This window comes from Salipiger sp. (genome assembly GCF_048261495.1).
In the GTDB taxonomy this organism is placed as follows: Bacteria; Pseudomonadota; Alphaproteobacteria; order Rhodobacterales; family Rhodobacteraceae; genus Salipiger.
Window position 1 is genome coordinate 266,296 of the sequence record NZ_JBLXFX010000002.1, and the last position, 25,441, is coordinate 291,736.

28 protein-coding genes are annotated in these 25,441 nt (G+C 67.0%); 18 read left to right on the forward strand and 10 right to left on the reverse strand.

Annotation, left to right across the window (positions count from 1 at the left end; translation table 11 throughout):
- Positions 1-142: 142 nt before the first annotated feature.
- The 6 genes from ACN0RJ_RS04745 to ACN0RJ_RS04770 all read left to right on the forward strand — a co-directional run bounded on the left by ACN0RJ_RS04745 (position 143) and on the right by ACN0RJ_RS04770 (position 6,126).
- Positions 143-1,660, forward strand: coding sequence for a 4-hydroxyphenylacetate 3-hydroxylase family protein (locus tag ACN0RJ_RS04745; protein ID WP_417723557.1), 1,518 nt, complete (start codon positions 143-145; stop codon positions 1,658-1,660).
- A 15-nt stretch (positions 1,661-1,675) separates the two neighbouring features.
- Positions 1,676-2,821, forward strand: coding sequence for an aromatic ring-hydroxylating oxygenase subunit alpha (locus ACN0RJ_RS04750; RefSeq protein ID WP_417723558.1), 1,146 nt, complete (start codon positions 1,676-1,678; stop codon positions 2,819-2,821).
- Positions 2,818-3,969 (forward strand): LysR substrate-binding domain-containing protein, encoded by a 1,152-nt coding sequence (locus tag ACN0RJ_RS04755; RefSeq protein WP_417723559.1) that lies wholly within the window; start codon positions 2,818-2,820, stop codon positions 3,967-3,969. Before ACN0RJ_RS04750 ends, ACN0RJ_RS04755 begins: the two co-directional genes overlap by 4 nt.
- A 10-nt stretch (positions 3,970-3,979) precedes the next feature.
- On the forward strand, positions 3,980-4,393 hold the full coding sequence (locus ACN0RJ_RS04760; protein WP_417719494.1) for a RidA family protein: 414 nt from the start codon (positions 3,980-3,982) through the stop codon (positions 4,391-4,393).
- Between the two features lie 106 nt (positions 4,394-4,499).
- On the forward strand, positions 4,500-5,177 hold the full coding sequence (locus ACN0RJ_RS04765) for a DUF1028 domain-containing protein (protein ID WP_417723560.1): 678 nt from the start codon (positions 4,500-4,502) through the stop codon (positions 5,175-5,177).
- 4 nt (positions 5,178-5,181) lie between these two features.
- Positions 5,182-6,126: a LysR family transcriptional regulator gene (locus ACN0RJ_RS04770; protein ID WP_417723561.1), complete on the forward strand. Its 945-nt coding sequence runs from the start codon at positions 5,182-5,184 to the stop codon at positions 6,124-6,126.
- On the opposite strand, the gene ACN0RJ_RS04775 is transcribed toward ACN0RJ_RS04770, so the two are convergent.
- Together ACN0RJ_RS04775 and pheS are read right to left on the reverse strand one after the other, a co-directional pair.
- Positions 6,123-6,407 (reverse strand): YrhK family protein, encoded by a 285-nt coding sequence (locus ACN0RJ_RS04775; protein ID WP_417719497.1) that lies wholly within the window; start codon positions 6,405-6,407, stop codon positions 6,123-6,125. The two genes, ACN0RJ_RS04770 and ACN0RJ_RS04775, sit on opposite strands and share 4 nt — an antisense overlap.
- 121 nt (positions 6,408-6,528) lie before the next feature.
- Positions 6,529-7,599 (reverse strand): phenylalanine--tRNA ligase subunit alpha, encoded by a 1,071-nt coding sequence (gene pheS, locus ACN0RJ_RS04780; RefSeq protein WP_417723562.1) that lies wholly within the window; start codon positions 7,597-7,599, stop codon positions 6,529-6,531.
- Between the two features lie 193 nt (positions 7,600-7,792).
- On the opposite strand from pheS, the gene ACN0RJ_RS04785 reads away from it, so the two are divergent.
- Entirely contained in the window at positions 7,793-8,461 is a 669-nt protein-coding gene (locus ACN0RJ_RS04785) for an SGNH/GDSL hydrolase family protein (protein WP_417723563.1), read from the forward strand.
- Between the two features lie 72 nt (positions 8,462-8,533).
- Here the strand turns inward: ACN0RJ_RS04785 and rplT are convergent, their stop codons facing one another.
- From rplT to pyk, 4 genes are all read right to left on the reverse strand, one after another.
- Positions 8,534-8,899, reverse strand: a complete 366-nt coding sequence (rplT, locus tag ACN0RJ_RS04790; protein WP_417719500.1) for a 50S ribosomal protein L20 — start codon at positions 8,897-8,899, stop codon at positions 8,534-8,536.
- 15 nt (positions 8,900-8,914) lie between these two features.
- Positions 8,915-9,115, reverse strand: a complete 201-nt coding sequence (rpmI, locus tag ACN0RJ_RS04795) for a 50S ribosomal protein L35 (RefSeq protein WP_009504408.1) — start codon at positions 9,113-9,115, stop codon at positions 8,915-8,917.
- Positions 9,116-9,238: 123 nt separating this feature from the next.
- On the reverse strand, positions 9,239-9,463 hold the full coding sequence (locus tag ACN0RJ_RS04800; protein ID WP_417719501.1) for a hypothetical protein: 225 nt from the start codon (positions 9,461-9,463) through the stop codon (positions 9,239-9,241).
- 76 nt (positions 9,464-9,539) lie between these two features.
- Positions 9,540-10,985, reverse strand: a complete 1,446-nt coding sequence (gene pyk / locus ACN0RJ_RS04805; RefSeq protein ID WP_417719502.1) for a pyruvate kinase — start codon at positions 10,983-10,985, stop codon at positions 9,540-9,542.
- 155 nt (positions 10,986-11,140) lie between these two features.
- On the opposite strand from pyk, the gene ACN0RJ_RS04810 reads away from it, so the two are divergent.
- Positions 11,141-11,878, forward strand: coding sequence for an N-formylglutamate amidohydrolase (locus tag ACN0RJ_RS04810; protein WP_417723564.1), 738 nt, complete (start codon positions 11,141-11,143; stop codon positions 11,876-11,878).
- Between the two features lie 12 nt (positions 11,879-11,890).
- Positions 11,891-12,205, forward strand: coding sequence for a DUF1244 domain-containing protein (locus ACN0RJ_RS04815; RefSeq protein WP_417723565.1), 315 nt, complete (start codon positions 11,891-11,893; stop codon positions 12,203-12,205).
- Between the two features lie 83 nt (positions 12,206-12,288).
- Here the strand turns inward: ACN0RJ_RS04815 and ACN0RJ_RS04820 are convergent, their stop codons facing one another.
- Positions 12,289-13,545, reverse strand: a complete 1,257-nt coding sequence (locus tag ACN0RJ_RS04820) for a glycosyltransferase (protein ID WP_417719505.1) — start codon at positions 13,543-13,545, stop codon at positions 12,289-12,291.
- A gap of 192 nt (positions 13,546-13,737) precedes the next feature.
- Between ACN0RJ_RS04820 and leuS the strand changes: the two genes are divergently transcribed.
- From leuS to holA, 3 genes are read left to right on the forward strand one after another with little or no spacing between them, the layout of a single operon-like run.
- Entirely contained in the window at positions 13,738-16,308 is a 2,571-nt protein-coding gene (gene leuS, locus ACN0RJ_RS04825; RefSeq protein WP_417723566.1) for a leucine--tRNA ligase, read from the forward strand.
- Positions 16,295-16,777 carry an LPS assembly lipoprotein LptE gene (gene lptE / locus ACN0RJ_RS04830; RefSeq protein WP_417719507.1) on the forward strand — a complete coding sequence of 161 codons (483 nt, stop codon included), beginning with the start codon at positions 16,295-16,297 and terminating at the stop codon, positions 16,775-16,777. The genes leuS and lptE overlap by 14 nt, the downstream gene beginning before the upstream one ends.
- Complete coding sequence (gene holA / locus ACN0RJ_RS04835) at positions 16,774-17,802, forward strand: DNA polymerase III subunit delta (protein WP_417723567.1); 1,029 nt, start codon at positions 16,774-16,776, stop codon at positions 17,800-17,802. Before lptE ends, holA begins: the two co-directional genes overlap by 4 nt.
- Positions 17,803-17,820: 18 nt before the next feature.
- Here holA and ACN0RJ_RS04840 read toward each other — a convergent pair whose 3' ends face one another.
- Complete coding sequence (locus ACN0RJ_RS04840; protein WP_417719509.1) at positions 17,821-18,342, reverse strand: DUF3576 domain-containing protein; 522 nt, start codon at positions 18,340-18,342, stop codon at positions 17,821-17,823.
- A 273-nt stretch (positions 18,343-18,615) separates the two neighbouring features.
- Between ACN0RJ_RS04840 and ACN0RJ_RS04845 the strand changes: the two genes are divergently transcribed.
- The 3 genes from ACN0RJ_RS04845 (at position 18,616) to ACN0RJ_RS04855 (ending at position 21,781) form a co-directional block, all read left to right on the forward strand.
- On the forward strand, positions 18,616-19,590 hold the full coding sequence (locus ACN0RJ_RS04845; protein ID WP_417723568.1) for a porin: 975 nt from the start codon (positions 18,616-18,618) through the stop codon (positions 19,588-19,590).
- 77 nt (positions 19,591-19,667) lie between these two features.
- A complete protein-coding gene (locus ACN0RJ_RS04850) occupies positions 19,668-21,137 on the forward strand; it encodes a tetratricopeptide repeat-containing sulfotransferase family protein (RefSeq protein WP_417723569.1) in 1,470 nt (489 codons plus the stop codon).
- Positions 21,128-21,781 (forward strand): YggS family pyridoxal phosphate-dependent enzyme, encoded by a 654-nt coding sequence (locus ACN0RJ_RS04855; RefSeq protein WP_417723570.1) that lies wholly within the window; start codon positions 21,128-21,130, stop codon positions 21,779-21,781. Before ACN0RJ_RS04850 ends, ACN0RJ_RS04855 begins: the two co-directional genes overlap by 10 nt.
- Before the next feature lie 4 nt (positions 21,782-21,785).
- Here ACN0RJ_RS04855 and ACN0RJ_RS04860 read toward each other — a convergent pair whose 3' ends face one another.
- Positions 21,786-22,784 carry a hypothetical protein gene (locus tag ACN0RJ_RS04860; RefSeq protein ID WP_417723571.1) on the reverse strand — a complete coding sequence of 333 codons (999 nt, stop codon included), beginning with the start codon at positions 22,782-22,784 and terminating at the stop codon, positions 21,786-21,788.
- A 289-nt stretch (positions 22,785-23,073) separates the two neighbouring features.
- On the opposite strand from ACN0RJ_RS04860, the gene ACN0RJ_RS04865 reads away from it, so the two are divergent.
- The 3 genes from ACN0RJ_RS04865 to ACN0RJ_RS04875 are packed head-to-tail and all read left to right on the forward strand — an operon-like array spanning position 23,074 to position 24,498.
- Positions 23,074-23,334 carry a hypothetical protein gene (locus tag ACN0RJ_RS04865; protein ID WP_417723572.1) on the forward strand — a complete coding sequence of 87 codons (261 nt, stop codon included), beginning with the start codon at positions 23,074-23,076 and terminating at the stop codon, positions 23,332-23,334.
- Between the two features lie 45 nt (positions 23,335-23,379).
- Positions 23,380-24,045 carry a ligase-associated DNA damage response endonuclease PdeM gene (gene pdeM / locus ACN0RJ_RS04870; protein ID WP_417723764.1) on the forward strand — a complete coding sequence of 222 codons (666 nt, stop codon included), beginning with the start codon at positions 23,380-23,382 and terminating at the stop codon, positions 24,043-24,045.
- A gap of 39 nt (positions 24,046-24,084) precedes the next feature.
- Positions 24,085-24,498 carry a PaaI family thioesterase gene (locus tag ACN0RJ_RS04875; protein ID WP_417723573.1) on the forward strand — a complete coding sequence of 138 codons (414 nt, stop codon included), beginning with the start codon at positions 24,085-24,087 and terminating at the stop codon, positions 24,496-24,498.
- A 9-nt stretch (positions 24,499-24,507) separates the two neighbouring features.
- Here the strand turns inward: ACN0RJ_RS04875 and folD are convergent, their stop codons facing one another.
- Complete coding sequence (gene folD / locus ACN0RJ_RS04880) at positions 24,508-25,410, reverse strand: bifunctional methylenetetrahydrofolate dehydrogenase/methenyltetrahydrofolate cyclohydrolase FolD (protein ID WP_417723574.1); 903 nt, start codon at positions 25,408-25,410, stop codon at positions 24,508-24,510.
- Positions 25,411-25,441: the final 31 nt, after the last annotated feature.

Below are 25,441 nucleotides of genomic sequence, written 5' to 3' on the forward strand. Positions count from 1 at the left end.
ATTGAATTTCAATGCCCTGTTTTGTATCGGCCCGGGCGCGTGGATCGGGTTAGCTGCACCCTAATCATTGATACCGAATAATGTGCTTTTCCCGAAGCCATCGCCGCGCCACCCTGTTCCCGCACAGGCAAGGGAGACTCAGATGATCCGCACAGGCGAGCAGTACCGCGAGTCGATCCGCGACGGGCGGGCGGTCTACGTGAACGGCGAAAAGGTGCGGGATGTCCCCACCCATCCGATGTTCCGGCCGCTGGTGGATATCCGCGCCCGGATCTACGACATGGCACACGATCCCGCCCATGCGGAGGTGATGACCGTGACGCAGGACGGTCAGGTCAATGCCGTCGGGAACGCCCTGCCCTACACGCAGGATGACTGGTGGGCCAAGCGCCGCGCCACGGACGAGGTGCTGAACACAGTGGGCGGCATCGTCACGCGCGTCGGGGACGAGACGGTGGGCGAAATGTGGTCGCTGCACGACGGCGCCGATGTCCTGGCCGAGATCGACCCGCAATTCGCCCGCAACATCGAACGTCACATCCATGAGGTGCTCAGGGGCGACCCCTTCCACGTCTCGGCCAACACCGATCCCAAGGGGGACCGCTCCAAGGCACCGCAGGATCAGGACCCAGACATGCTGCTGCACGTGGTCAAGGAAACCGACGCGGGCATCGTCGTGCGCGGCGCGAAATACGAAACCGCCGCGGCCTATGCCAACCAGGCCTTTACCAAGCCGACCATTGCCAACTGGGGCTCCGAATCGATGTCCGACTACGCGGTGGGGTTCATCTGCGACCTTGGCTCGCCGGGGCTGAAGTTCATCTGCCGCACCGGCTTTGCCGGCCGCGCACCGGCCGAGGATTACCCCCTCGCCAACAAGTTCGACGAGGTCGACACCATCGTCATCTTCGACAACGTGCTGATCCCCTGGGAAAACGTGCTGTTCTACCGGCACACCCGTGCGGCGACCTTCATCCGCGCCACGCTGCACCGATATTCGGCCTTTGCCTTCGTGCAGCGGAACCTCAAGCTTGCCGACATGATGATCGGCGCAGCGCTGTTCAACGCGCGCCAGACCGGGCTGGAAAAGCAGCAGGCGGTGCAGGAGAAACTGTCGCAGCTCGCGGTCTACCGCGAGGGGATCAACGCCCACCTGACCGCGTCGATCGCCCTCGGCGAACGCTCGCCCTCGGGGTTGATGATGCCGAACCAGTCGCTGCTCTATACAGGCCGTGTTCTGGCCTGTTCGCAACTGCACGAGATGATGCATATCGCCCGCGAGCTTTGCGGCGGACAGATCTGCGTGACCCCGGACGCGGCCAGCTTCCGCCACCCCGAAACCGCCCCGTGGATGGAGAAATACTATTCCATCAACGACGATTGGGTTGCCGAGGACCGCCGCAAGCTGCTGGCCTTCGCGCGCGACATGCTGAATTCGGACTATGCGGGCCACCGCCTGACCTTCCAGCTTTTCGCGCAGGCGCCGCCCTTTGCGCATCTTGCCGCAGTCTACCGGAACTTCGACTGGGACGGCCCGCTTGCCTTCGTCAAGGACGCGGCGGGGCTTTCCGACCGGGTGCTGGGCGGCAGGACCTTGACGCCGGACGATTCCGGCGTGACCAAATGGAGCGACCCCAAGACCCGGAACGCCGCGGAATAACCCTCAGGACATCCCATGACCCTCCACGATCCCGCCGCCGACCTTCGTGCCAATGTCGCCATCCCCTTCGAGGCGGCACGGGCGATGCCGGTTTCGGTCTATACCACCGAGACATTCGCCGAACTGGAGCAGGCGCATGTCTTTGCGCAGAGCTGGCTCTGTGCCGGGCGGGCCGATGCGCTGAAGGCGCCGGGCGACTACCTGACGATGGAGATCGCGGGCGAGCCGGTGATCGTGCTGCGCGACCGCGACGGCGCGCTGCGGGCGATGTCGAACGTCTGCCGCCACCGCATGTCGATCCTGCTGGAAGGGCGCGGCCACGTGCGGGCGATCACCTGCCCCTATCACGCCTGGACCTACAACCTCGACGGCTCCCTGCGCGGGGCGCCCGCGATGGATCTCAACACCTCCTTCTGCAAGGAGACCACCGGCCTGCCGCAGATCCGCTGCGTCGACTGGAAGGGCTGGATCATGGTCACGCTAGACCCCGACCTGCCCGACCCGCACGACACGCTGACCGAGATGGACGACCTCGTCGGCTACCTGCCGATGCAGGACTACGTCGAAACCTTCCGCGAAGAGCACCGCTGGAACACCAACTGGAAGATCCTCGCCGAGAATTTCATGGAAAGCTACCACCTGCCGATGTGCCACGGCGGCACCATCGGCGGCGCGGTGGACCTGCGCAGGATGACCTGTCCCGAAGGCTTTCCGGGCTTCAACTTCCACCATATCCTCAAGGATGACAGCATCGCGCTCAGTATCGCGCACAAGGACAACACGGCCCTGCAGGGCGAGGACCGCTACCGGACATGGCTCCTTGCGGTCTATCCGTCGCTTCTCATCACGCTGACGCCGGGGTATTTCTGGTATCTCTGCCTCACCCCGGACGGGCCGGGACATGTCCGGATCCTCTACGGCGGCGGCCTGCATCCGGATTTCGCCAGCGATCCCGAGGCGCCGGAACATTTTCGAACATTGAAAGCCCTGCTCGACGACGTAAATGACGAGGATCGCGGCTGCACGGAACGTGTCTGGCGCGGTATGCAGGCCCGCAATGCCCGACCGGGTGCCCTGTCGCACCTGGAACGGCCCAACTACGAATTCGCCCGCTGGATCGCGTCGAGATTGCCCGCGACCCCGGAGCAGGAGACCCGATGACCGAAATGCCCCTCCGAGACCAGTTCATCGCCGGCATGGCCCGCGCCGCCGCAACGGTGAACGTGGTGACGACCGACGGACCCGGCGGACGGGGCGGAGTGACCGTGTCGGCCATGGCCTCGGTCTCGGCCGATACCGACAAGCCGACGCTGCTGGTCTGCGTGAACGAAAGCGCCTCGGCCAGCCGCCCGATCCGCGACAACGGCGTGTTCTGCCTCAATGTCCTGCGGGATTCGCAGGCCTACGTGGCCGACGCCTTTGCCGGGCGCTTCCGGGACGAGATCGCCGACAAGTTCGACGCCGCGACCTGGGAGGCGACGGGCACCGGCAGCCTCGCCCTCGACAATGCGCTGGTCAGTTTCGACTGCCGTATCGTCGCGCAGGACCGGGTCGGGACCCATGACGTGTTCTTCGGAGAGGTGCAGGACATCGCGCTCGGCCAGACCGGGATGCCGCTGGTCTATGCCCACCGCGCCTACGGCAGCCCCGCACGGATCGAGGCGGCCCGCACCCTGGCCGCCGCGCGCGCCGCGCAGGGGCCGCTGGTGCTGGCCTGCTTTCACACGCTCGGGCCCTGGCTGCTGCCCGACCTTCTGGCCGAGTGTGACGGCGGAGAGGTCCGCCTGATCGAGGGCGACCACCGCAGGGTGACCGAGGCGCTGGTCTCGGGCGAGGCGGAGGCGGCCCTGCTCTACGACTTCGAACTGTCCCCTGCCTTCGACGCCGAACCCCTGCTCGAACTGCCGCCCCATGTCCTGCTCCCCGAGAGCCATCCGCTCGCCGCACGCACCGCCGTCACGCCTGCGGACCTCGCCGGGGAACCGATGGTCCTGCTCGATGCGCCGCCCTCCGGCGATTACTTTCCCTCGATCCTGCGCGCGGCGGGGGTGGAACCGAAGATCGCCTTCCGGAGCTCCTCGTTCGAGACCGTGCGCGGACTGGTCGCGCGCGGCCTCGGCTACAGCCTGCTCGGAACGCGGCCGGTCTCGGGGCACAGCTACGACGGACGGGCACTGGTGACGCGCCCGCTCGACGCCCCGGCCCGGCCCAGCCGGGTGGTCTTTGCCACGCGCCGGGGGATGCCGCTCTCGGCCCGCGCCGAAAGACTGCGCTGGATCGCCCGCGACCTGTATTCCACCGCCGACTAGAGAGAGCCTGATGGCCCATACCCGCATCCGCAAGTTCAACACGCGCGACACCTATCCCGAGCAGAACCTCGACAATGACCTCTGCCAGGCGGTCGTCGCCCGGGGCGCGACGATCTTCCTGCGCGGGCAATGCCCGCAGGATCTCGACACGGCGGCGAACATCGCCAGCCACGATCCGGTGGAACAAACCCACAAGGTCATGCAGAACATCCGCCAGCTCATCGGCGAGGCGGGGGGAACGATGGAGCATCTGTGCAAGGTCGTGGTCTACCTCACCGATGTCCGCCACCGCGAAGCGGTCTATCGGACCATGGGCGAATACATCCGCGACGTGCACCCGGTTTCGACGGGCGTGGTGGTCACCGCGCTCGCCCGGCCCGACTGGCTGGTGGAGATCGACGCGACCGCCGTCATTCCGGAGTGACAGGGCCCGCGCCCTGCAACCGGTCGGGCGGCCAGGACCCGTTCGGACCCGGACGGCACATCCCTGACAGGACATCGCATCCGGCAAACCTCTGGAGGACCCGTTCATGACCTTTTCGATCGTGGCGCGCTGCGCCGAAACCGGACAGTTCGGCGTGGCGATCTCGTCCTCCTCCCCCGCCGTCGCGGCACGCTGCGCCTTTGCCCGCGCCGGGGTCGGGGCCGTGGCGACGCAGAACGTCACCAACCCGGCCCTCGGACCATTCGTGCTCGACCGCCTCGCCGCGGGCGACACGGCCTCCGCCGCCGTCGCGGCGGCACGCGACAGCGATGACTTCAGCGCCTTCCGCCAGATCCTCTGTGTCGACGCGGACGGGCGCGCCGCCATCCATTCGGGAGCACGGGCGCTGGGGATCTGGACACAGGCCGAGGGTCCGGGCTGTGCCGCCGGGGGCAACATGCTGGCCGATGCCGGCGTCCCCGCGGCGATGATCGCAGCATTCGGGACAACCGCCGGCGCGCTCGGCGGCCGGTTGGTTGCGGCCCTGCGCGCAGGACTCGCCGCCGGCGGAGAGGCCGGTCCCGTGCATTCCGCCGGGCTGCTGATCGTGGACCGCGAAAGCTGGCCCTACGCCGAGCTGCGCTGCGATTGGGAGCCCGAGGCCTGTCCGATCGCGCATGTCGCGCGGGCCTGGGCGGTCTACGCTCCGCAGGCGGCAGACTACGTGACCCGCGCGCTGTGCCCCGAGGCGGCGCCCTCCTACGGCGTCCCCGGCGACGACTAGGACCATGCCGCTCCGCTTCACCCTGCGCCAGCTCGAATACCTCGTGACCGTAGGAGACTGCGGGTCGATCTCCGAAGCGGCGGCGCGGCTGAACGTATCGTCGCCCTCGATCTCCTCGGCGATCGCACAGCTGGAAACCGAATTCGGCCTGCCGCTTTTCGTGCGCCGCCATGCGCAGGGACTGAGCCCGACCCAGAGCGGGCGCAGGATGATCGCGGGGGCGCGGCAGGTGCTGGAAGGTGCGGCGGGCCTCAACATCCTCGCCGGCGACATCGCGGGGCTGGTGCGCGGCCCGCTCAACGTCGGTTGCCTCGTCACCTTCGCACAGATCGTCCTCCCGCGGCTCCGCAGGGGATTCTGCGACGCGCATCCCGCCGTCGCCTTCCACCAGTTCGAACGCGACCAGACCGAGCTGTTCGATGCGCTGCACCGGGCGGAACTGGATGTCGCGATGACCTATGACATGCAGATTCCTTCGGATCTGGACTTCGTGCCGCTGGCCTCCCTGCCGCCCTACGTGCTGCTGCCCGAGGCGCATCCACTGGCGGAGCACGAGGCCGTATCGGTCACGGATCTGGCGGCGCACCCGATGATCCTGCTCGATCTGCCGATGTCGGCGGACTACTTCCTGTCCTTCTTCGAGGCGCAGGGACTGTCGCCGGAAATCGCCGAGCGGACGCGGGATTTCGCGGTGATGAGGTCGCTGGTGGCGAACGGTTTCGGCTATTCCATCGCCAATATCCGCTACCGGTCCGACCTGGCGCCGGACGGACGGCGCCTGCGCCACGTTCCCTTGGTCGGTGCGCCGCGGCCGATGCGTCTCGGCCTGCTGACCGCGCGCGGCGCACGCGCGTCGATGACCGTCCGGGCCTTCATCGATCATTGCACGGCAGAGGTCGCCGGGGGCGAGGTGCCGGGCCTCGCGCCCCTGCCGCCGGAGCGCAGCTAGTCCTCCTCGACGCGCTCGGCGAGACGGTCGAGCTTGCCCATCCGGTAGAGCTTGATCTCGCGCGCGAGGCGGAGCGTGGGCTTGGCCATGAAGAACAGCGAGCCGACCGTGAACAGCCAGATGGCCTGAACCTCGAACTGCTTCCAGAAGAACAGTACGGAGCCGATGGTGAAACAGAGCGCGGCCGCGAAGTCGACGAAGGTATGGACGAGCTCGAAGCGGGCATAGACGCGCCGGGTGTCGGCATTGCGCTGGCGGTTGGAGTGGTCGAACAGCTTCATCCGCGCACCCTACCCCTCCCCGGACGCCATGTCAGCCAGCGGCGCGGCGCAAATTCCTTCCAAGGAATTTGCAAATTTGTTCGAACAAATTTGCGTCGCACCCGGTGGCCGGCGGCGGTCCCTAGCGGCTCAGACCGCCGTGCAGGGTCGGCACGTCCAGCGAGGCGAAGCCGTAGTGCCGCAGCCAGCGCAGGTCGGAATCGAAGAACGCCCGCAGATCGGGAATGCCGTACTTGAGCATGGCAATCCGGTCGATCCCCATGCCGAAGGCAAATCCCTGCCATTTGTCAGGGTCGATCCCGCCTGCGCGGAGCACGTGCGGGTGCACCATGCCGGACCCGAGGACTTCGAGCCAGTCGTCGCCCTCTCCGACGGCAACGGAACCGTCCTTCCACTGGCACTGGATGTCGACCTCGGCCGAGGGTTCCGTGAAGGGGAAGTGCGAGGCCCGGAACCGGGTCTTCACCGCCGTACCGAAATAGGCCGAGAAGAATTCCTCCAGCACCCATTTCAGGTTCGCCATCGAGATGTCCTTGTCGATGGCGAGGCCCTCGATCTGGTGGAACATCGGCGTGTGGGTCTGGTCGTAGTCGGCGCGGTACACGCGGCCCGGAGCGATCACGCGGATCGGCGCGCCCTGCGCCTGCATCGAGCGGATCTGCACGGGCGAGGTATGGGTGCGCAGCACGTGCGGCGGACGGTCGTCGCCCTCGGCGCGGTGCATGTAGAACGTGTCCATCTCGGCCCGCGCGGGGTGGTGGCCGGGGATGTTCAGCGCGTCGAAGTTGTACCAGTCGGTTTCGATCTGCGGCCCCTCGGCCACGGCAAAGCCCATGTCGGCGAAGATGGCGGTGCATTCCTCCCAGACCTGGCTGACCGGGTGGATGGTGCCGGAGCGCCGATCGCGTCCGGGCAGCGTCACATCGAGCCATTCGGCCCGCAGACGTTCCTCGAGCGCGGCATCCCCCAGCGCGGTCTTGCGCGCGGCGAGGGCCGAATTGATCTCATCCTTCAGGGCGTTCAGCTTCGGGCCCATGATCTGGCGCTCTTCCGGGCTCATCTTGCCCAGTTCGCGCATCTTCAGGCTGATCTCGCCCTTCTTGCCGACGGCCTGCACGCGCAGGTCCTCCAGCGCGGCTTCGTCACCCGCGCCGGCAATGAGGTCGACATACTTGTTTCTCAGATCGTCCATGTCCGGGCTCCCAGATACGCGAGGGTCGGGTTACCGGGCAAGGACGCCGGTGACAAGGCCGCGCAGGCGCGCGGCAGGCGGAAAGTGCAGGAACCGGGGGCGCAGACCTGCCCGCACGACGACGCCGGGGCTTGAACCCCGGCGCCTTCGCGCCACCATCCCGGTCTGGTGCCCGGTTTGAAAGGTGGTCGTGATGCGTCTTGTGGTTTGGGCTGTTCTGGTCGTGCTTGCCGGTTGCGGGCGGGGTGTTCCCGAAAACGCGCGGGTGGTCGTCGCGGGCGACTCGGTCATGGCGTGGAACCGCTCGGCGGGCGGCGCCGTCGCGGACGAACTCTCGCGTCTGCTGGCAGAGCCGGTGGGGGACGTCTCCCTGCCCTATGCCAAGGTCACCGGCACATCGGCGCTTCCCGGCCTCGACATCCGTCGGCAGGTGGCGGGGCTCTCGGCGCACTGGGTCGTCCTGAACGGCGGCGCCAACGACCTGGGCGTCGGCTGCGACTGCACCGATTGCGGCGATGTCCTGGCGCGGCTGATTTCGGATGACGGGCGCAGCGGGGCCATTCCTGCGCTCGTCTCCGGGCTGCGGGCGCGCGGGTCGCGGGTGCTCTGGGCGGATTACTACACCGCGCCGGTCTACGCGGGGACGGCCTGCACCCGGCCCTACGACCGGCTTCAGGCGCGGCTGGAAAGGCTGGCGGCGGCAACGCCGGGCATGGAACTGGTCGACATGGGAGCGGTCCTCCCCTCCTCCGACGAAACGCTCTTCGCCCGCGACCGGACCCATCCCTCGCCCGCAGGCTCGGCCCGGATCGCGGCACAGATCGCCGAGCGGCTTCGCGCGGTCGACCCGGCCCTGCGCTGAGACGCGCGGGGCGGAAAAAGGGCCCGGAACGACGTCCCGGGCCCTTTCGGAAATTCAGCGATGCGGGCGCCCTCAGGCGGCCAGCGCGCCCTTGGCCTGTGCGACGATCGCGCCGAAGGCTTCCGGCTCGTGCACGGCCAGATCGGCGAGCACCTTGCGGTCGACTTCGATGCCGGCCTTGGTCAGGCCGTTGATGAACACCGAATAGGTCAGCGATTCATCGTGCGACCGGACCGCGGCGTTGATGCGCTGGATCCACAGGGCGCGGAAGTTGCGCTTGCGGGTCTTGCGGTCGCGGGTCGCGTACTGGTTGGCCTTGTCGACGGCCTGGGCTGCAACCTTGAAAGTGTTCTTGCGACGGCCGTAGTAACCTTTGGCTGCCTTGATGACCTTCTTGTGACGGGCGTGGGTGACGGTACCACCTTTGACTCGGGACATATCTCTGGCCTCCTATCAGCGGTCGTAGGGCATGTAGCCCTTGACGATCTTGGCGTCGGGGGCAGAAAGAGTCGTGGTGCCGCGGGCGTCACGAATGAACTTGGTGGTGCGCTTGATCATGCCGTGGCGTTTGCCGGCCTGACCCGCGACGACCTTGCCGGTCGCGGTCACCTTGAAGCGCTTCTTGGCGCTCGACTTGGTCTTCATCTTGGGCATTTCGGTCTCCCTTCCAGGTACGTTTCAGGCGCGACTCGGCATGCCACTATCGGCCGGACGCGCGGGTAGAGGCGCCGCTATAGGCAAGAGGGGTCACGGATGCAAGCGGGATTTTCCGCCCCGTCAGCGCAGGATGTCGGCGATCACGCCATAGACCGCATCCGACACCTCCTGCGCACCGTAGCCGCCCGGACGGGTGTCGATCGCATGCAGCACGAGGCCGAGCCCGCCGATCAGCACCACTGCGCCGACGCGCGGCGTGCGCCTGTCGGACCAGGCGGACAGGATCGCGGGAATCGCCATGACCCCGAGAAACAGGCCGAGGACGAGAAACTGGTCGGGTTGCACGGGGTCGGGCCCTCTCGAAGCCGGGCTGCAGGGCGCAGCCTAGCCGAGGGGCCGCGCCCCGGCAACCGTCCGGCCCCTATTCGGGATCGGTCGAGAAGATCAGCCGCTCGTCGCAGGGCGCGACGCGCAGGATGTTGGTGGTTCCGGGCATGTTGAAAGGCACGCCGGCGGTGACGATGATCTGGTCCTCGGTCCCGGCATAGCCCTGCGCGCGGGCGGCGCGGGCCGCGTTGACCACCGCCTGCTTGAAGCGCTCGAGCTCTCCGGTCATCACGCAATTGGTGCCCCAGGTCAGCGCCAGCCGCCGCGCGGTGCCGCGCAGCGAGGTCATGGCGATGATCGGAACCCGCGGACGTTCGCGCGCCACCTTGGACGGGGTGGTGCCCGAGGAGGTGAAGCAGCAGATCGCCTTGACGTTCGCCGTCTCGGCGATCTCGCGCGCGGCGGCGACGATGCCGTCGGCCACGGTCACGCGCTTGATGTTGCGCGAGGCCTCGATCACCTCGGTATAGGTCGGATCGCTTTCGACGCTGATCGCCACGTTGTTCATCGTCGTGACCGCCTCGACCGGGTACTGCCCGGCCGCCGATTCCGCCGAGAGCATGATCGCGTCGGTGCCTTCGTAGATGGCTGTCGCCACGTCCGAAACCTCGGCCCGCGTCGGCATCGGGCTTTCGATCATCGATTCGAGCATCTGCGTCGCCACGATCACCGGCTTGCCGGCCGCGCGGCACTTGCGGATCAGCTGCTTCTGGATCGGCGGCACCGCATGGACCGGCAGTTCGACGCCAAGGTCGCCGCGCGCCACCATGATGCCGTCCGACACTTCGAGGATCCTGTCGAAGCTCTTCACCGCCGAGGGCTTTTCGATCTTCGACAGGATCGCGGCGCGGCCGTCGCAGAGCCTGCGCGCCTCTTCCACGTCCTCGGGGCGCTGAACGAAGCTCAGCGCGAGCCAGTCGACGCCGAGCGCAGAGGCGAATTCCAGATCCTTGCGGTCCTTCTCGGACAGGGCGGCCAGCGGCAGCACGACGTCGGGCACGTTGACGCCCTTGCGGTTGGAAATGGTGCCTCCCGCCTCGACGACGCAATTGGCGAAATCCTCGCCGCATTCCTCGACGCGCAGGCGGATCTTGCCGTCGTTGACCAGCAGATGCGCCCCGACACCCAGCGCCTGGAAGATTTCCGGATGCGGCAGGTTCACCCGCGTGCGGTCGCCGGGCGTCTCGTCGAGATCGAGGCGGAAGGTCTCGCCCCATTCCAGCTCTTCCTCGCCATTGGCGAATTCGCCGACGCGCAGCTTCGGCCCCTGAAGGTCGGCCAGAATGGCGATCGGGCTGTCGAGGTCCTTTTCCACCTGCCGGATCATCCGGTGCATCTTGGTGATGGTCTCGTGGCTGCCGTGACTCATGTTGAGCCGGAACACGTCTGCGCCCGCCTCGTGCAGGGTGCGGATCATCTCGTAGGTGTTGCTGGCGGGGCCCAGCGTGGCCACGATCTTCACATTGCGCAAACGTCTCATCTCGGTCTCCCTGCTCCGGGTCGGAGGCGCCCGGAAAATATTCGTTTACCGCTAAACTATCCCGGTCAGTTATCGCTAACGGCCTGAACGGTTATTGTCCAATTCCCTTCGTCGCGCAACTGCTCTATGTCATCGGGGCAAGTTGCGACGGTGTCATGACATACAATCCCTACCATATCGAAGGGGTCGACCGGAAAGGCCGCTTTCTGGTCACCTGCGATCATGCTTCCAATATGGTCCCCCCCGATCTCGGGGGAACCCTCGGCCTGCCCGACGCGGACATGGCGCGCCACATTGCCTATGATGTAGGCGCTTTGGGGGTATCGCGGGCGCTGGCCGCGGAACTCGACAGCCCGCTGATCTGGGCGGATTTCTCGCGGCTGGTCATCGACCCGAACCGGGGAGAGGACGACCCCACCCTGCTGATGCGGCTCTATGACGGGTCGATCATCCCCGGCAACCGGCACGCCGATGCGGTGGAGCGCGAGCGCCGGCTCGACGCCTATTACCGCCCCTACCACTCGGCGCTGGAATCGCTGGCGGAGGCGCGCGGAGAGGTGGCGATCGTGTCGGTCCACTCCTTCACCCGGCAATTGCGCGGGCGCCCCACCCGCCCCTGGCACGTGGGCATCCTGCATGCCTGGGACTCGCGCCTGTCCGACCCGCTCATCGCGCTGCTCGAGGCCGAACCCGACCTCACCGTCGGGCGCAACGAGCCTTATCCGGGGCACCTGCCCGGCGATGCCATCGACCGCCATGCCCTGAAGCATGGCCGCAACAACACCCTGATCGAGGTCCGCAACGACCTGATCGAAACCGAACGGGCCCAGGAACATTGGGGACGGAGGCTCGCCCCGCTGCTCGAAGCGGCGCTGGCCCGCGTCCCGGACTGAAGGAGGATCGACATGGAAGACCAGACACGCATCGAACTCGAGGCTGCGGCGTTCCGGCGGCTGCGCAAGCACCTGATGGAAGACCGCAGGGACGTGCAGAACATCGACCTGATGAACCTTGCCGGATTCTGCCGCAACTGCCTGTCGCGCTGGTACATGGAGGCCGCGCAGGAGCGCGGGATCGACATGGGCAAGGAAGAGGCGCGCGAGATCTACTACGGCATGCCCTACGACCAGTGGAAGGCGGAAAGCCAGACGGACGCGACCGACGCCCAGAAGGCCGCCTTCGACGAGGCCTTTGCGCGCAACGTCACCAAGGACGGCTGAGCGATACCGTTCGCGCGGGCGCACCGTTCGCGCAAGCGGGACCATGAGCCTGCCCCCCTGGCGGGGGCACGGGCCTGCGGCCGTCAGTCACGCGGCGGCCGCGCCTCCAGCGTTTCGAGCTTGTGAACCCAGTCCACGTGCTGCGGCAGGCAGATCTTGCGCAGGTCGTAATTCTCGACCACGTGCCGGCGTGCGTTGCGCCCCAGCCGCGCCCGGAGTTCCGGATCGTCGAGCAGGGCGCAAAGCTTGTCGACCAGCCCCTCGCGGTCGAAGAAATCCACCATCATCCCGGTCTCGCCCTCGGTCAGGGCCTCGCGCACCGGGGTGGTCCCGCTGGCGACGATGGCGCATTCCGCGCTCATCGCTTCGAGCAGCGACCAGCTCAGCACGAAGGGATAGGTCAGGTAGACATGCGCCCGGCTGACCTGCATCATCGCGAGGAAGCGCTCGTAGGGCACCCGGCCGAGGTAATGCACCCGCTTCCAGTCCTCGGCGGAAATCCGGTCCTTCACCTCGTCGATGAAGATCTGTTTCCACGATTTGCCGTCCGGAGCCTTGGCGCCGTAGCTCACCTCGTCCCCCCCGATCATCGTGACATGGGCGTTCGGACGGCGCTTCAGGATCTCGGGGAGCGCGCGCATGAAGATGTGATAGCCGCGATAGGGTTCGAGATTGCGGTTGATGAAGGTGATGACCTCGTCCTCGCGCGAGAACACCATGCCGTCGACTTCGAGTCGCGCGGCGGGGTTGGGCACGACGAGGTCGGTGTTGATGCCGTCATGCGCGACGGTCAGCCGGTCCTGCCAGCTGTCGGGAAAGGTCGAGGCCTGGAACCGCGTCGGGCTGATCCCGGCATCCATCACCTCTTCGTGCAGGCGGTTGTTGAGGTTCTTCATGCGGATGCGCAGCGGGTCGGTCGCGCTCTGCCCCGAGGCGAACTCCGGATCGAAGCCGACGAATTCCCTGGTCGTCAGATGGTAGAGCTCGCAATAGAGCCCCAGCCGCGCCGTCGGCCAGACATCCTTGAGGAACATGCTTTCGCCCCAGCCGTGATGGGCGAGAATGACATCGGGCGTGAACCCCTGGTTCTTCAGCGCCATCGCCGCGCCGTAGCAGCTTGTGGCGCGCAGGATCTTGGTCTCGAAATCGGACACCCAGGGGTGGATGCCCTTGGTGCTGCCGCCCTTGATGACATAGGGCAGCACGGTCACGCCGTTCCACTGCGCGACCTTCTTGACCTTGGGCGTGAGCGCCACGACCTGGTGTCCGAGCCGCGCCAGCTCCGGGGCGAGGTGCTTGTACTGGCCGGGGAAATTCTGGTGGATCAACAGGATCTTCATTGCAATCTTTTCGGTTCTTTCGGCGGATGACCGCAGTTGTGCCACCCCGTCGCCATTCCGCCAATGGCCGAATACCCGACCTTGCGGCCTTTTCCGGCGCGCGGTTGCGGAAATGTCGCCTTGCACTGGACGTCACCGGGCCTTGGGCCTATCACCCCGCCCCAAGACTTCTCCGCCCCCGAGGGACCCATCATGTCGCGTTACGACCCCGCAGTGATCGAGCCGAAATGGCAACAGGCCTGGGACGAGGCCCTGACCTTCAAGGCCACCCGTTCCGGCGACAAGCCGAAATACTACGTGCTCGAGATGTTCCCCTATCCGTCGGGGCGCATCCACATCGGCCATGTGCGCAACTACACGATGGGCGACGTGATCGCCCGCTACAAGCGCGGCCAGGGGTTCAACGTGCTGCATCCGATGGGGTTCGACGCCTTCGGGATGCCGGCGGAAAACGCCGCCATGGCGTCGGGCGGGCACCCCAAGGACTGGACCTACGGCAACATCGACACGATGGTCGGCCAGATGAAGCCGCTGGGCTTCGGTCTCGACTGGTCGCGGATGTTCGCCACCTGCGACCCGGAATATTACGGCCAGCAGCAGGCGCTGTTCCTCGACTTCCTCGACGCCGGGCTGGTCTACCGCAAGAACGCCGTGGTGAACTGGGACCCGGTCGACATGACCGTGCTGGCCAACGAGCAGGTCGAGAACGGCCGCGGATGGCGCTCCGGCGCGCTGGTCGAGCGCAAGGAACTCACCCAGTGGTTCTTCAAGATCTCGGACTATTCAGGCGAATTGCTCGATGCGCTCGACAGTCTCGATGACTGGCCCGCCAAGGTGAAGCTGATGCAGGCCAACTGGATCGGCCGCTCGCGCGGTCTTCAGTTCGCCTTTTCGACGGTCGACGGGCCCGTCGGCTTCGACCGCATCGAATGCTACACCACCCGCCCCGACACGCTGCTGGGTGCAAGCTTTGTCGGCATCTCGCCGGATCACCCGCTGGCGCGTCATCTCGAACGCGACAATCCCGAGGTCGCCGCCTTCGTCGCCGAATGCCGCCGCATGGGCACCTCCGAGGAAGAGCTGGAAAAGGCGGAAAAGCGCGGGCTGGATACCGGGATCACCGTGCGCCACCCCTTCGACACCTCGTGGGAACTGCCGGTCTACATCGCCAACTTCATCCTGATGGACTACGGCACCGGCGCCATTTTCGGCTGCCCGGGCCATGACCAGCGCGACCACGACTTCTGCGCGAAATACGACCTGCCCATCGTCGACACTTTCCTCCCGCTGGAGGGAGAGATCGACATCCAGGCCGCGCCCTTCGTGCCCGCCAAGACCGAAAAGGTCCGCTACACCCGGCTGATCGCCGGTGAAGAGATCCAGACCGGCGACGAGGCGGTGAACGCCGCCGTCGACTTCTGCGAAAAGAACGGCGTGGGCCAGGGCGTCACCAAGTACCGCCTGCGCGACTGGGGCCTGTCGCGTCAGCGCTATTGGGGCTGTCCGATTCCCGTGGTGCATTGCGACGCCTGCGGCGTCGTGCCCGAGAAGAAGGAAAACCTGCCGATCCAGCTTCCCTACGACGAGGGAGGCAAGCCCATCGACTTCTCGATTCCCGGCAACCCGCTCGACCGGCACCCGACCTGGCGCGACTGCGCCTGCCCGTCCTGCGGCAAACCGGCCAAGCGTGAAACAGACACGATGGACACCTTCGTGGATTCCTCGTGGTACTTCGCCCGCTTCACCGCCCCCCGCGCGACGACCCCGACCGACATGGCCGAAGCCGAATACTGGATGAACGTCGACCAGTACATCGGCGGCATCGAACACGCGATTCTGCACCTGCTCTATTCCCGCTTCTTCGCGCGGGCGATGAACATCACCGGTCACCTGCCGGAGAAATCGCGCGAGCCGTTCAATGCGCTGTTCACCCAAGGCATGGTGACCCACGCGATCTACCAGACGACATCCGCCGAGGGCCGCCCGGTCTATCATTACCCCGAGGCGGTCACGCTGAAGGACGGCAAGGGCTTTCTCGAAGACGGGACGGAGGTCGAGATCATCCCCTCGGCCAAGATGTCCAAGTCCAAGAACAACGTGGTCGATCCGGTCGCCATCGTCAGCCAGTACGGCGCCGATACCGCGCGCTGGTTCGTGCTGTCCGATTCCCCGCCCGAGCGGGACGTGGAATGGACCGCCTCGGGCGCCGAGGCCGCGAACCGGCACCTTGGCCGGGTCTACCGCATCGCCGCCGACATCGCCGAAAGCGACACCGCCCCGACCCGGGAAGACGAGGCGCTGCTGCGCGAAATGCACAAGGCGATCCACGACGTGACCCTCGGGCTGGAAAGCTTCGGCTTCAACGCGGCGATCGCAAAGCTCTACGGCTTCACCAACGCCCTGTCGAAATCCCGCGCCGGAACGGCGGTCAAGCGTGCGGCGGCGAAAACCCTCGCACAGCTCATGGCGCCGATGACCCCCCACCTGGCCGAGGAATGCTGGACCCTGCTGGGCGGCGAAGGGCTGATCGCCGATGCGCCCTGGCCCGTCGCGGACGAGGCGATGCTGGTCGAAGACAGCGTCACCCTGCCCATCCAGGTCAACGGCAAGCGCCGTGGCGAACTGACCGTTCCCCGCGACATGGCCAAGGAAGAGATTGAAAAGCTGGCGCTCGCGCATGATGGTGTGGTGCGGGCGCTGGACGGCGCCACGCCCAAGAAACTCATCGTGGTGCCGGGCCGGATCGTCAATGTGGTCGCCTGATCGAAGACTCTTCCTCGCGTCGTTCGCAGCCCTCGGGGGCTGCGGCTTTACCCCTGCCTACGGACCGCAGGGGGGCGGCGGCGCACTGCTGAACAGCGTCGCCCTGGCCGAACCGGACACCACCGATCAGTATGCCTTCAACCGCAGGTTCGAGGACCGGATGGGCCGGGGCTCGGGCCCCTACGTGCTGACCACCCGGATCGAAACCAACGAACAGGGCCTCGGCTCGCTCGCCGACGGGTCGACCACGCGGGTGCGCCTGCTGGGGCGGGTGTTCTACACGCTTCGCGATCCCGACGGCGCGACGCTCGTCACCGGGCGCACCAATGCCTTCACCGGCTATTCCATCACCGGCTCGACCCCCGCGACCGAAGCGGCGCAGCGCGATGCGCAGGACCGGCTGATGATCCTGCTGGCCGATCAGGTCATCGACCGGCTGCTTCTCGATGCGGACAAGCTGACGCGATGAAGCTCTCGCCCCGGGACGCGCAGGCCTTTTTCCGCAAGCCCGACCCGTCGCGGCCGGCCGTCCTGCTCTACGGAGAGGACGCCATGCGCGTCGCCCACCGTCGGCAGGAGATCATCCTCGCCCTCGTCGGCCCCGAAGCCGAGGCCGAGATGCGACTCGCCCGGGTTTCCGGCGCCGATCTGCGCAAGGACCCGGCGATGCTGCTCGACGCAATCAAGGCGCAGGGGTTCTTTCCCGGTCCGCGCGTCGCCTTCGTGCAGGATGCGACCGACGGGCTGACCGACACCCTGCGCGTCGCGGTGGACGACTGGCGCGACGGAGATGCGCAGATCGTTGTGACGGCAGGACAGCTCAATGCCCGCTCCAAGTTGCGGGTCCTGTTCGAAAAACATCCCGCCGCCCTGGCCATCGGCATCTATACCGATCCGCCCGGCCGCGAAGAGATCGAGGCCGCGCTCAAGAAGGCCGGGCTGGAGCGGATCGAATCCGACGCCCGCGATGCGCTGGAAAGCTTGGCGCGCGCGCTGGAACCCGGGGATTTCCGCCAGGTGCTGGAGAAGGTCGCGCTCTACAAGCTGGACGATCCGCTGCCGCTGACCGCGAGCGAGGTGGCCGCCTGCGCCCCGGCCTCCATCGAGGCCGAGCTTGACGACATCCTGAACGTGGTGGCCGACGGCCGCACCCGCGACATCGGCCCGCTGGTGCAGCGCCTTGCCGCCCAGGGGGTCGCGCCGGTGACGCTGCTCATCATGGCGATGCGCCATTTCCGCATTCTCTACACGCTGGCCGCCGCGCCGGGCGGACCCCAGGCCGGGGTACAGCGGATTCGCCCGCCCCTTTTCGGCCCGCGCCGCGACCGGATGCTGCGTCAGGCCCAGGGCTGGAGCGCGGACCGGCTGGAAACCGCGCTGGAAATGCTGCTGGATACGGACCTGTCGATCCGTTCGGCCGGTCAGAAGGCCCCGGCGATGGCGCTGGTCGAGCGCGGCTTCGTCAGGCTGGCCTGGCTGCGCCGGGCCTCCTGACGGCGATCGGAACGAAGATCAGAGACGACTGTCCTGCGCGCGGAGCTGGCGTGCCCGGGTGAGGACCGCATCCTCCACCGCGCGCACGGTCGCCGCGTCGGCGGGGCCGGAGTTGGTCATCAGCGCGATGTTGAGCGAGCGTGCATCAAGTGCCGGATCCGAAATGTAGATCGTGGCGCGATAGGCGCGGCCCCCGCCCGGAGGCGTGCCGAAACCCGTGGTGATCACCCCGGTGAAGGGGTCGACCGATTCCACCGGCAGGAAATCGAGAACCTGCAGCGAGGCGTTCCAGATGTACTTGTTGACGGCACCGACCTTGCCGGCATCCGCGCGGGGCTTGAAGATGTCCCAGATGGTCGAGGTGGGCGCCTTGCCGGGACCGTAGATCTCGTCATCGGCGATCTCGGACGCGGGCCGCGTTTCCACCACGCGCCCGGAGGAGCCGCTGCCGCCGAACCAGGAGTTCACGGCCCCGCATCCGGACAGGACCACCAAGCTGGCGACCAGCGTGACGCCCTTTGCCATCCGCATCATATCCATGAACCCGCGCTCCTGCCCGTCCCGTCTAAACTGCCCCCTGCATACCCGTGGCGCGGCTGCCCGACAAGTCGTCTTTGCCCTTTGCCCGCTTGGCTTTAGGCGGGGATATGACAGGCGCCCGGCTGTTTTGTGGCAATTGCGCATCACTGAATGGCTTGTTGGACCACCCCCTCAGCGACCGGTTGCAATGCCGGGGCCGGAAAGCGCATAGAAGCGTCATCAAGGCCGGGCTATCCGGATTGGTACGTGCCTTACGAACACATGAGGGAAACAATGAAAAAGATTCTGCTTGCCACCACGGCACTGGTCGCTTCCGCAGGCGTTGCCTCGGCTGAGATCACCCTGTCCGGTTTCGCCGAAATGGGTATCTACGACAACGGTAACGACGACACCCAGTTCTTCACCGACATCGACGTCACCTTCACCATGTCCGGTGAAGCAGACAACGGCCTGACCTTCGGCGCGAACATCGACCTCGACGAATCCGATGGCTCCGGCGCATCCGGTGCTTCCGGCGCGTTCTCGCCCAGCACCCAGGGCGGCGAAGCAATCTTCGTGTCCTACGGCGGCGCAACCCTGACCATGGGCGACACCGACGGCGCGTTCGACAAGATCCTGCCGGAAATGGCACTCGCCGGCGGCTCGCTCGCTGACGACGAAACCGTACACGCCGGCTTCAACACCGGTGACGGTAACAACCTCGGCGCAGACGGCCTCGACAAGTTCGGCGACGGCCAGATCGCTCGCTTCGACTACGCCTACAACGCCTTCACCTTCTCGCTCTCCGCTGAGCAGGTTGCAGACGGCGCACAGGTTGCCGGCGCAGGCGAAACCATCTGGGGTCTCGGCGTTGGTTACTCCGGCACCGTTGGTCCGGTCGACCTGACCGTTGGTCTCGCATACCAGGACTGGGCTGACGTCGGCAACGTGACCGGCATCGCAGCAACCGGCGCCTTCTCGTCCGGCTTCTCCGCTGGCCTGACCTACTCCGTGTTCAACTTCGACACCTCGGGCATCGACGACATCACCCACGTCGGCCTGGGCTTCGGCTACGAGATGAACGCGATCGCAGTCGGCGTGAACTGGGGCAAGTACGAGCAGGGTTCCTGGGAGCAGTCCGGTTGGGGTCTCGCAGGTTCCTATGACCTCGGCGGCGGTCTGTCGGCTCGCATGGGCTACGGCAAGTCCGAGTTCAACAACGGCACCGACATGGACACCTGGTCCCTCGGTCTGCGCATGAACTTCTAATCTCCCCGGAGATTGGTTACGGAAAGAGCGGGCATTTGCCCGCTCTTTTCTTTTTTGACAAAGGCCCGCCGCAAACGATGCTGCCGCTATCGGACCAACAGAAATCGACCCTGGCCCACCAGGTCCGCACCAGCCTCGCCCGCGGCGACTGGACCACGGCGCGGAGCGGCCTCGAACAGCTTTTCCGCTCGGAGCCCAAGCGCGCCGATCTCGCCTTTCAGCTTTCCCGCGTCGCGTTCGAAGCAGGCGACCGCGCGGCCTGTCTTTCCTGGATGGACAAGGCCGTCGCGCTGGCCCCCGCCAACGGCAAGCTGACCCTTGCCGCCGCCGAACGATTCCGCCAGCTCGGCGCGGACGAGGCCGCGCTCCGGGCCTACGACCTCGCCATCGCGAGCGACCGCAAGGCCCTGAAACCGCGGGCCGACAAGGCGCATTACCTCCAGCTTCTCGGCCGGTTCGAGGAATCGGACAGCCAGTTCCGCAAGCTCATCTCGCAACACCCGGAAGAGGCGGAACTGTACCGCATCTTCCTTGCCACGAAGAAACCGGGTCCGGGCGATCCGCTCCTCTCCGCGATGGAGCGGCTGTGGGACTCGTCCCGCCTCACTGACCCGCGCCGCGTTCACCTTGCCTATGCACTCGCCAAGGCGATGGAAGAGACCGCGCGCACGGATCGCGTCTTTGCCTTCCTGCGCCGCGCCAACGAATTGCAGCGCAGGGCCGCGCCCTTCGACAGCGCCGCGCAGGAGCGGGAATTCGCCGGGGTGCTGGCCGCGCAGGACGGGCTTCCGACCGAACCGTTCGGCGCACCGCTGGCGATCCGTCCCGTCTTCGTCACGGGGATGCCGCGCTCCGGCACCACGCTCGTCGAACGCATCCTCGCAGCCCACGGCGACGTGACCGCCGGCGGCGAGATCGGCCATGCCATGCGGCTGGCCTACCAGATGTTCGGCGTAGGCGAGGCCATGCGCCCCCTCGCCGCCGAACCCGAGGCGCGCCTGCGCCGCTTTGCCGAACGCTATGCCACCCTGGTGACCCGTGATCTCGGGCCGAAAACACCGGTAATCACGGACAAGTCGATCCTCTGCCACCTGATCTTCGGCCTGCTGAACCGCACCCTGCCCGGCGCGCGCATCATCGTCGTTCTGCGCGACCCGCGCGATATCGCGCTGTCGATCTACAAGAACCACTTCACCACCGGCAGCCATCGCTATGCCAACGATCTCGCCGACATCGCCGTCGCGATCAAACGCTTCCGCCGCAACGTGGCGCACTGGAAATCCCGCCTGCCGGGCGTGATCCATGAAATCCGCTACGAAGACCTCGTCACCGAACCGGAGGCGCAATCGCGTGCGCTGGTCGCCGCGGCGGGGCTGGGCTGGCAGGATGCCTGCCTCGACTTCCACAGCGCCGGCGGCGCGGTCAAGACGCTGAGCGTCAGCCAGGTGCGCCAGCCGATATACCGCGGCTCCGCCGAGGCGTGGCGCAAATACGAAACCGAACTGGAGCCGTTCATCGCGGCATGGGGGACCGATTCATGGGACTGACCGACATCAAGGCGCGCATCACCAAGGCCGAAACCGATGCGGGGCGGGCGCCGGGCTCGGTCAGCCTGATCGCGGTGAGCAAGGTGCAGCCGCTCGACCGGGTCGAGGCGGTGCTGGAGGAGGGCCACCGCCTCTTCGGCGAGAACAAGGTGCAGGAAGCCGCCGGAAAATGGCCTGCCTTCAAGGAGCGTTTCCCCGGCGTCGACGTCCACCTGATCGGGCCCCTGCAAAGCAACAAGGCGCGGCAGGCGATGGAGCTGTTCTCGGCCATCCACTCCGTCGACCGGCCGAAGCTGGCCACCACCCTCGCCCGGCTGGCGCAGGAACTGGGCCGGTGTCCGGAGCTGTTCGTGCAGGTAAACACCGGCGAGGAACCGCAGAAGGCCGGGATTCTGCCCGCTGATGCCGACGCCTTCATCGCCGAGGTACGCGGTCTCGACCTGCCGCTTGCCGGGCTGATGTGCATTCCTCCGGTCGAGGAGACCCCCTCCCTCCATTTCGCGCTGCTGGCGAAGATCGCCGCGCGCAACGGGCTCGAAGGGCTTTCCATGGGGATGAGTTCCGACTTCGAGGAGGCGGTCGCGCTGGGGGCGACCCATGTCCGGGTCGGCTCCGCGATCTTCGGCGAACGCAGCTACGGCTGAGCGGTCAGCCGCCGAAATCCGCCCCGAGGGCCGCCGCCATCCGCGCGATCGCGGCAATCTGCGGCGCCTCGCGGCTGAGGTAGTCCTTGCCCGCGTAGCCCCACCAGTCCCAGCACCCGTTCGGATTGCCGGAAAACGGCGCGTACCAGGGGGACGGCACGCTCAGCGCCTGCGGGTAGAGCACCACGATGCGGTTGGATTCGGCCCAGCCGTTGTAGCCGGTCAAGGTGGCGTATGCCTCGCCGATCCGCTCGCGGCCCTGCTTGCAGCCATGCAGTGCGATATGCAGGCGGCAGGTCTCGCCCGCGGCGCAGGCCTGCGGCACGTAGACAAAGCCCGTATCGTCCATGCCCGCCGCGCCCCCGGTGTAGAGCGTCTGATCGAAGCGCAGCAAGGCGCCCGGCGCGGCGGCAGGCTCCAGCGGGCCGAGCAGCCACATAAGGATGCTCCCGGCCTGGTCGATATCGCAATCGTTGAGGAAATCCGGCGCGGTGCGCCAGCATTCCACGTTCCCCGCCTCGGTCAGAAATCCGTGCCCGGCCTCCACGTCCGAGACATAGCGAATCGACGCGTCCGGCACCCCGAGCGCCAGGTATGTGTCGCGCAGGGCATCCATCGACGGACGTCCCACGGTGTCGTCCTCGGTGCCGTGGAACAGGTACACCCGGTCATCGGCCAACCCCTCCGGCGGGTCGATCCGCCCGTCCAGCGCCGCGATCTTGTCCAGCGTCCGCGTGGTGTCCGGCCAGATCCAGAACTGGTCCATGCAGACATACAGCGCCCGTGTCACGCTGCCCCCCGCGCAGTCGAAAGGACCGCCCGCGACCACGCCCGCGCCGGCGATCGCGCCGGAAAAGGCAGTCTGCACCTGCACCGTCATGAAAGCGCCGCTCGACAGTCCCGAAATCGTGGTCGCGCCCGGTTCGAGGGCAAGCGGAGGAAGAGGATCGGCCGCGGCCACAGGCGCGGCCAGCAGCAACAGGAAGGGAAGGAGGGTACGCATCGGTGAGCCCCGGAAATGAATTGCGAGAATTGCCGTCAGCCTACCACAACCATGGCGCGTTTTGCACTTGCAGAAATTTCGCCTACCCCCCGTGCTTCCACGCATCCGGGCCGACGACTTGTCCGGCGCGCGTGGCGGGATGAAGCACCGAGCGGCATCCTGCAGGGTGCGCAGCCTCCGGGCAGACCCCTTCGGCAACCTGTCCAGTCCCGTTCCCGGCTCCCGCTTGACGGACAACCCGCCACCGATCATTAACGTTGCGTTAACCTTGATCAAGGGCGCCGCCGCCATGCGATCTGCCGTTCTCGCCATTGTACTGTTGTCCGCGCCTCCGGCGCTGGCGCAGGCCTGCGATCCGAACTACGGGATGGCCTGCGTGCCGGTCGCGTCGGATGTGGATTGCGCGGGCGGCTCGGGCAACGGCCCGGCCTATGTTCGGGGGCCGGTCAGCGTTGTCGGGCGCGATATCTACAAGCTCGACCGCGACAAGGACGGCTACGGCTGCGAGCCCCCGGGCTGGACGCCCGCCTCACTCCGCACCGGCGGCTAGGCACCGCACCTTGCGCCCGAGCGCGGGATGGCCCATGAACATCTCATGAACATCCTTGCCTTTGCCTTCCACGGTGCCACTCTTTCCGCGCTGCCCTCCGGCGCCCTGCACTGGCAGGACGAAGGATTGCTCGTCGTCTCCGATCTGCATTTCGGAAAGTCGGCCCGGCTCTCTGCCGTCGGCGGCGCCCAGTTGCCGCCCTACGAAACCCGCGACACGCTGTCGAAACTCGAAGCCGATCTGGACCGGACGGGCGCGCGCCGGGTGATCTGTCTCGGCGATTCCTTCGACACCCCCGATATCGCCGACACCCTGCCCGAAACCGACCGCCTCCGGATCAGCAGCCTTCAGGCCGGGCGCGACTGGACCTGGATCGAAGGCAACCACGACCCCGGCCCCGTCGCGCTCGGCGGCGCGCACCGGGCCGAAGTGCATCTCGGCCCGCTGACCTTCCGGCACATCGCCACGACCGGCGGGATCGGCGAGGTCTCCGGCCACTACCACCCCAAGGCCCGACTGACCCTGCGTGGTCGCAGGCTGTCCCGTCCCTGCTTCCTGGTCGACCGAAGGCGGCTGATCCTGCCCGCCTACGGGGCCTATACCGGCGGCCTCGGCACGGACAGCGCGGTGCTCGACACCCTGATGGAGCCCGGAGCGACCGCCATACTCACCGGCCCCGCCCCGGCGGCGATCCCGATGCCCCGGCGCTGACCGCTTGCCACGGGCCGGACGCCGTGCATGAGTGACGCCATGGACATGACCGCACGCATCCGCAGCAGCTTCGATCGTCAGACGATGATGACCACCCTCGGCGCCGAACTGGTCGCGGTCGAGCCGGGCGCCGTGACGATCACCGCCCCCATCCTCCCCGGCGCACAGCAGCAGCAGGGCTTCGCACATGCCGCGCTGACCTTCGCCATCGGCGACAGCGCGGCGGGCTACTCCGCGCTCACCACGCTGCCGGAAGGGATGGAGGTCGTGACCTCCGAGATGAAGATCCACCTTCTCGCCCCCGGGCGCGGCGACCTGCTCGTTGCGCGCGGCCGGGTGGTCAAGGCCGGGCGCAGGCTGGTCATCGTGACGGCGGATGTCTACGCGCGGCAGGACGGGGCGGAAACCCACATCGCCTTGCTCAGCGGCACGATGGTGCCCGTTACCGCCTGACGCAAAGACTCAGGCCGTCAGCCCCTCCGGCTCCGGCAGGCCGTGCGCACGGCAGCAGGCGGTCACGGTATTGGCCAGAAGGCAGGCGATGGTCATCGGCCCCACCCCCCCCGGAACCGGCGTGATCGCCCCCGCCACGGCTGCGCAGCTCTCGAAGTGACAATCCCCCACCAGGCGGGTCTTGCCCTCGCCACGCTCCGGCGCGGGAATGCGGTTGATGCCGACGTCGATGACCACCGCGCCCGGCTTGATCCAGTCGCCCGGCACCATCTCCGGCCGTCCCACCGCAGCCACCACGATGTCGGCCCGGCGCACCACCTCCGGCAGATCGCGGGTGCGCGAATGGGCGATGGTCACCGTGCAGCTCTGCCCCAGCAACAACTGCGCCATGGGCTTGCCGACGATGTTCGACCGCCCGATCACCACCGCATCCAGCCCCGACAGATCCCCGAGCCGATCCTTGAGCATCATCAGGCAGCCCAGCGGCGTGCAGGGCACCATCGCCTTCTGCCCGGTGCCGAGCAGCCCGACATTGGACAGGGTGAACCCGTCCACGTCCTTCGCAGGGTCGATGGCATTGATCACCGCATCCGCGTCGATATGCGCGGGCAGCGGCAGTTGCACCAGGATGCCGTGCACCGCGTCATCCCCGTTGAGGCGCGCCACCAGATCCAGCAACGCCGCCTCCGACGTCTCCGCCACCAGCTTGTGCTCGAAAGAGGCCATGCCGACCTCGACCGTCTGCCGCCCCTTGTTGCGCACGTAGACCTCCGAGGCCGGATCCTCCCCGACCAGAACGACCGCCAGTCCGGGCACGATGCCGTGCGCCGCGCGCAACCCGGCCACATGCCCCGCCACGCGCTCCCGCAGTTCCGCCGCGAATGCCTTGCCGTCGATCAATTCCGCCGCCACTGGGCCCATCCTTCTTCTGGCTTCAAATATC